Below are 6,815 nucleotides of genomic sequence, written 5' to 3'. Positions count from 1 at the left end.
AGGCATTTTCGCTTTTGTGATGAGGAAGATAGCGGGCTATCTGACGAAGAACAGGAGCGAAAAAGACCAAAAAATCGCCCAAAGCACACACGAAAACGTATACATCAAGCCAAGAAACACTTTTTGGAGAAATTCAAAACAGCTTCTCAACTTTACCGTTTCAGTTGTCTTCGCGGGCTGTAGCAGTTGATTGGAATGGTTTATGAATATAACTTCGTTTTCAGGGGGGATATTGGCTGGATGCGGAATTCATAATATAAAGCGAAAGGCAAAATGAAAGTATCGTTGGAAACAGAAAATTGGGGTATGATTCCTTATCAGGAAGCATGGGAACGCCAGTCTCGTTTGTTTAATGAGGTGATTGCGGCGCGTGCCGGCCATGTATCTTATATTAACCGGTTGGTGTTTTGCGAGCACCCCCCTGTATATACGTTGGGAAAGCACGGGAAAGAGACGAATATGTTGTTGGGCAAAGAACAACTGAAGCGGATAGGTGCAGAGCTTTTTCATATCGACAGGGGAGGAGACATTACATTTCATGGACCCGGGCAGCTGGTGTGTTATCCCATCCTTTGTCTGGAAGATTTTCATTTGGGATTGAAAGAATATGTCTCGGTACTTGAAGAGGCAGTTATCGGTGTGTGCCGCTCCTATGGCATTGAGGGCGGAAGAGTGAAGGGAGCTACGGGAGTATGGCTGGACATCGGCACTTCTTCTGAGCGGAAAATATGTGCTATCGGAGTACGGAGCAGCCATTTTGTCACAATGCACGGATTGGCACTGAATGTGAATACCGATTTGCGTTATTTCGGTTACATCCATCCGTGTGGCTTCATCGATAAGGGAGTGACCTCGTTAGCCAAGGAAACCGGTATGGAAATTCCTATGGAAGAGGTATGCTTGAGGTTGGAAAAGGAACTCCGTGCGCACCTTGTTTCCTTTTAATAATGCATGTCCGCAATTAGCCAATCTGACTGAGTTGAAAACGCAGTAGTACTGCATTTGCCGATGAAGTATATATCCGTAGGCGTATGCAGTATATATTCAACCGCGTATGCAGTATATATTCAACTGCGTATGCAGTATATATTCATTTTTCAGGGGTATGTATTGGCTGTTTGCGGGCATTCATTTTTTTGTCTTTTACAGCATATCTGGAATAAGGTAAAGTGTGTCTTCGGGTACGCCTTGTTCAAGTAATGCTTCTTTGTCGTTTTTGAAGTTCTGGATAAATGCTTCATGGCTTATGCAGCTGTTTTCAGCTTTCCGGTAATGTTCCAAGGCTTCTGGAATTTTTCCAAGTGCCAGGTAGGCGTGTCCGGTGTTCAGCCAGTCGGCCATTGGTACATTATCGGGTGTATCTGTCAGTTTGCGATAGAACCGGAGCGCATCTTCGTATTTACCGGTCATGAAGTAACACCAGCCTATGGCACGCTGTGCATTGGCAGGTGCATTGTCCAAGTATTCAACCTTGAAGAAGTATGCCAATGCTTCCTTGTAGCGGCGGAGAGTGGCAAGGCATTGTCCGATTTGGAGCAGAATATTCAAGTCATCGGGCTTCATTTCTTTCACTTTCTCGTAGTATTCCAATGCTTTTGAGTATTGTCGGGTACGTTTGTAGCATTGTGCCAGATGCTTCAAAGTCCAAAGATGGTCGGGCTTGAGCAGGTCGGCTTGAAGGTATGCCCGGATGGCTTCCTCATAGTTTTTCATTTTCTGGTAGGTGTAGCCGAGCTTCTGCATGATTTCGGCGTTGGGCTTTTCTTCCTGGCTCAGCCGGAGATAAAGCTGTGATGCTTCTTCCATATAATCTTTGGCAAACAAGTGGTCGGCGATATGCTTGATGGCTTCGGTGTGGTGCAACAGCGGACCGAGTGCTTGGCAGTTCCACAGGTCAAGTTTGCTTTTGAATATGTCGTCCACTTCGTTGCGGTACATCCATAGCTTGAAAAAGCGGTAAAGGTCGTGGATGTATTGCCGGCTGACGATTTCGGGTTTTTGAAAGTCTTTTGATGTTTCAGAAAGTGCTTGTATCTGTTCCGCTTGCATTTCGGTTTGTGCATTGAACTGCGAAGTCATGTACTGACGTTGTTGTTCGGGCAGGTTGAAAAGCGTGAGGCAGAATGAGTATTTGTCTGAATTACAGAAGACTGGTGAGTCCATTATCAGTCCCATCATTGAGCGTTGTCCTTCTTTTTCGTCTTTGAAGAGTGGAGCTATTTCGGGGGTTTGTTTATCAAATGGGTAGAACCAATGTGCTGCTTCCCGGAAGAAAGGATAACTTTTCAGTTGTGAGAATGTGCTCATGTAGGTGTCCGCTCCTTCCATTTGCAGTTCGCCTAGTTCACGGATGGTATTTTCCACCTGTGCCATTCCTTTGCTCCATTCCGGATTTTTGTCTTCCAGTTCTTCCAGGTCTAAAATTTTCAGGTCGGTTTTGGCTATGTTGGCAGAACGCATCATTTGCGGGATGATTTCTTCACGCATTTTTTTGCTTATCTTTTCTGTTTCGCGTGAAAGAAGGAGTAGAATTTGTATGGTGAGCAGTTCTTTAGCTGCTTTCGGTTTTTCGGTGAGCAGTGAAAGGGCAGCCAGCAGTTCGGGATAGAGGTTGAGGCGTGCCTCTTGGTAGTATGCTACCAGGGCTATACCTACCAGTGCCCGTTGGGTGACTAGCGTGTCGGTGCCTGATTGATAGGCATTGATAAGGAATTGGTACTTGCGGCTGTCGAATATGTGTAGCAGGCTGAGGGTGGTTGCACTGAGCATCACGGCAATATCGTTGGCTGGTATCAGCAATGACGAGAGAAAGGCTTCGGCTTGGTTCTGTTCGTTTTCCGACCATTGTGCCGAAGTCCATATTTTGTAAAATAATTCATCTACCGTCTGTTCATGTCTGATAAAAGGATTTTCTTTTTTGTCTGTCTGCAACGGTTCGGTCACTGGAAGTTGTGACAATGCCATGTCTTCGCTTAACATTTCCAATGTCATTTGCAATTCTTGCAACGAATGTGCAGGGTGTTGCATTTGCCGGCGGTAGGTGTCGGCAAAATATCCAGTTCCGCGTTTTCCAGTTTTGATGAAGTTTGCCTTGTCGACCAGTTCATATGCTCTTCTCCACAAGTGGCAGTACATTTTCCCACGTTCGGGGTCGTTTACTCCTTGGGCTGCGTATTGCAGCATATAATTGTATGTAGTTGACAGGCTTTCGATGTCTGCATTCAATTGCCAGTCTTCCAGTTCTACGGCAAAAGCTTGCAGCTGGACGAGTGCTTCTTTCAGCCGCCGTTGGTCTAACAGTTCGATGATGTGTTCGTGCATAAAGTTTTTTATCTGGTTTGACAAGTGCAAATGTAGCAATAATTTTGTAATTTTGCGCCATCTATAGGAATTACAATGGAAATAGCTGGACTTCAACAAATTTATGCCAAACATCCGAATGTGGGGGCTTTGGTGAAACTTTTGCAGAATCAAGATATACGTACTGTTTTTATGGAAGGCACTCATGCTTCGTGTGCTTCTTTTTTTGCATCGGCTTTCATTAAGCAGTATTCCCGGGTGAATCTTTTTATCTTGAATGATTTGGAAGAAGCAGGATATTTTTATCACGATATGGTACAGGCCGATGGTGATGAAGACATTTTGTTTTTCCCTTCTTCGTTTCGGCGGGCCATTAAGTATGGTCAGCGTGATGCAGCCAATGAGATATTGCGTACGGAAGTATTGGCACGGTTGAAACAGGAGAAACCTGTTACGGTGGTGACTTATCCCGATGCGTTGGCAGAAAAAGTGGTATCCCAAAAGTCGCTGGATGAACGGATGTTGTGTCTTCGTATCGGACAGCACATCGATAAGGAAGTGATAACCGGAGAATTGGTAAAATACGGTTTTCATCGTGTTGACTATGTGTATGAGCCAGGACAGTTTGCAATGAGGGGAAGTATTCTCGATGTATATTCGTTCGCATCAGAATATCCATATCGTATTGATTTCTTTGGTGATGAGATAGACAGTATTCGTACGTTTGAGGTGGATTCGCAACTTTCGAAAGAGAAGAAAGATGCGGTAAGTATTGTTCCCGAATTGTCGGAGGCTTCTGACGGGGATGTGTGTCTGTTGGAGTTTGTCCCTGAGACATGTGTGCTGTGGGTCAAAGACTTGATGTGGGTGCGTGAGCGTATCCAGACGGTACACGATGAGGTTTTTTCTCCTCAGGCAGTGCAGGCATACGAAGGGGAGGAAACCGACTGGGTAAATTTGCGGAAAAAATTAATTTCCGGGCCTGATTTTCTGCAAAAGGCATTGTCTTTCCGGCGGATAGATTTTGGGCATAAAGCGGCAGGCACTCCTCAGGCAACGTTGGCATTCCAAACTTCCATTCAGCCGATTTTCCATAAGAATTTCGATTTGGTGGCGAGCACCCTGACCGATTACCGGCAGCGGGGATATCAGTTGTATATCTGTTCGGACAGTGTGAAGCAGACCGACCGCTTGCGTGACATTTTTCAAGAACGTGGCGATAAGATATCATTTGTGCCGGTAGACCGCACTTTGCACGAAGGCTTCATCGACCATACACTGAAGTGTTGCATTTTTACCGACCATCAGATATTCGACCGTTTTCATAAATACAATTTACGCAGCGACAAGGCACGTAGCGGAAAGGTAGCGCTTTCGCTGAAAGAACTGAGCCAGTTTGAACCGGGAGACTATGTGGTGCATATCGACCACGGTATCGGAAAGTTTGCCGGACTGGTGCGCATCCCCAATGGGAACACTACGCAGGAAGTTATCAAGTTGGTATATCAAAATGACGATGTAGTCTTCGTTTCCATCCATTCGTTGCATAAGATTTCGAAGTATAAAGGGAAAGAAGGCGAGCAGCCTCGCATCAGCAAGCTGGGTACCGGGGCGTGGGAGAAGATGAAGGAACGTACCAAAACGAAAATCAAGGACATCGCCCGCGACCTTATCAAGCTCTATTCGCGCCGCAAGCAGGAAAAGGGCTTCAAGTACAGCCCCGATAGTTTTCTGCAACACGAACTGGAAGCAAGTTTCCTTTACGAAGATACGCCCGACCAGCTGAAAGCTACACAAGAGGTAAAAGCAGATATGGAAAGCGACCGTCCGATGGACCGTCTGGTGTGTGGCGATGTAGGATTCGGCAAGACCGAAGTGGCTGTGCGTGCAGCCTTCAAGGCGGTGACCGACAACAAGCAAGTAGCAGTGCTGGTACCTACTACCGTGCTGGCGTTCCAGCATTTCCAGACGTTCAGCAAGCGGTTGGAAGGAATGCCGTGCAAGGTAGACTACTTGAGCCGTGCCCGTACGGCAAAAGACACCAGCCGTATCTTGAAGGAACTTGCCGACGGAAAGATAGACATCCTGATAGGCACGCACAAGATTATCGGCAAGAGTGTGAAGTTCAAAGACCTTGGATTGCTGATTATCGATGAGGAACAGAAGTTCGGCGTGAGCGTGAAGGAAAAACTGCGTCAGCTGAAGGTGAACGTCGATACGCTGACAATGACCGCTACGCCTATTCCGCGTACCTTGCAGTTTTCGTTGATGGGAGCACGCGACCTGTCGGTTATCCAGACCCCGCCGCCCAACCGTTATCCCATACAGACCGAGGTGCACACGTTCAATGAAGAAATCATTGCCGATGCTATCAACTTTGAAATGAGCCGTAACGGGCAAGTGTTTTTCGTAAACAACCGCATCCAGAATCTGTCCGAACTGAAAGCGATGATAGAACGTAACATTCCCGATTGCCGTGTGTGCGTGGGGCACGGACAAATGAAACCCGAAGAACTGGAGAAAATCATCTTCGACTTTGTGAATTATGATTACGATGTGTTGCTTGCCACCACCATCATCGAGAGCGGTATCGATATTCCCAACGCCAATACCATCATCATTAACCAGGCGCAGAATTTCGGATTGAGCGACCTGCACCAGATGCGCGGACGGGTAGGGCGGAGCAACAAGAAAGCTTTCTGTTATCTGCTGGCTCCCCCCTTGTCTACTCTGACCCCCGAAGCCAAACGCCGTTTGCAAGCTATCGAGAACTTCAGCGACTTAGGAAGCGGCATTCACATTGCCATGCAGGACCTTGATATCCGCGGTGCCGGGAATATGCTGGGTGCTGAGCAGAGCGGTTTCATTGCCGACCTGGGTTATGAGACCTATCAGAAGATTCTGGCAGAGGCGGTGACTGAATTGAAGAACGATGAGTTTGCCGAACTTTATGCCGATGAAATCAAAGCGGGTGAAGAAAAACTGAGCGGAGAGGGATTTGTTGACGAATGTACGGTAGAGAGCGACCTCGAATTGCTTTTCCCCAACGAGTACATTCCCAGCAGCAGCGAGCGTATGCTGCTTTACCGCGAATTGGATAAACTGGAATTGGACAAGGATGTCGAAGCCTTCAAGGCAAGGCTGGTAGACCGTTTCGGCAAGATTCCGCCCGAAGGAGAAGAACTGATACGTATCGTTCCCTTGCGCCGGATGGCGAAACGGATGGGCATCGAAAAGGTTATCCTCAAGTTAGAGCGGATGACGCTGTATTTTGTCAGCAACCTGGAGAGCCCCTATTATCAAAGCGAGGCGTTCGGGAAAATAATCAACTATATGTCACAGAACCCGCGTATATGTAACCTGCGCGAGCAAAACGGTAAGCGAAGCATGGTCATCAAAGACGTAAAAGACGTGCAGACCGCCGTACGCATTATGCAAGAGATCGTAAGTATGCCGGCGCAATAAGCGTGACAAACATATTTCAGTCTTGTTTCATTTCAAAGGCTGACGTTATC

General features: G+C 46.9%; 4 protein-coding genes. 3 read left to right on the top strand and 1 reads right to left on the bottom strand.

The annotated features are described in order from the left end of the window. On the top strand, positions 1-183 hold a 183-nt coding region (locus B5F78_RS17195; protein ID WP_162608515.1), incomplete at its 5' end, for a hypothetical protein. A gap of 90 nt (positions 184-273) precedes the next feature. Next, positions 274-945, top strand: coding sequence for a lipoyl(octanoyl) transferase LipB (gene lipB, locus B5F78_RS09375; protein WP_022039325.1), 672 nt, complete (start codon positions 274-276; stop codon positions 943-945). 198 nt (positions 946-1,143) lie between these two features. Here the strand turns inward: lipB and B5F78_RS09370 are convergent, their stop codons facing one another. Continuing rightward, on the bottom strand, positions 1,144-3,321 hold the full coding sequence (locus tag B5F78_RS09370; RefSeq protein ID WP_087406567.1) for a CDC27 family protein: 2,178 nt from the start codon (positions 3,319-3,321) through the stop codon (positions 1,144-1,146). A gap of 75 nt (positions 3,322-3,396) precedes the next feature. Between B5F78_RS09370 and mfd the strand changes: the two genes are divergently transcribed. Further along, the gene (gene mfd, locus B5F78_RS09365) at positions 3,397-6,765 is read left to right on the top strand and encodes a transcription-repair coupling factor (protein ID WP_087406566.1); all 3,369 of its coding nucleotides are present in this window, start codon (positions 3,397-3,399) and stop codon (positions 6,763-6,765) included. The last annotated feature ends 50 nt before the right edge of the window (positions 6,766-6,815 follow it).

It is taken from the genome of Bacteroides sp. An279 (assembly GCF_002159615.1).
In the GTDB taxonomy this organism is placed as follows: domain Bacteria; phylum Bacteroidota; class Bacteroidia; order Bacteroidales; family Bacteroidaceae; genus Phocaeicola; species Phocaeicola intestinalis.
Note: the sequence above shows the minus strand (reverse complement) of the source record. Positions and strands in the feature narration are given on the sequence as shown.

Coding starts and splice junctions, on each gene's coding strand:
- B5F78_RS09370 (WP_087406567.1), bottom strand. CDS start 3,321: ATGCACGAACACATCATCGAACTGTTAGACCAACGGCGGCTGAAAGAA.
- lipB (WP_022039325.1), top strand. CDS start 274: ATGAAAGTATCGTTGGAAACAGAAAATTGGGGTATGATTCCTTATCAG.
- mfd (WP_087406566.1), top strand. CDS start 3,397: ATGGAAATAGCTGGACTTCAACAAATTTATGCCAAACATCCGAATGTG.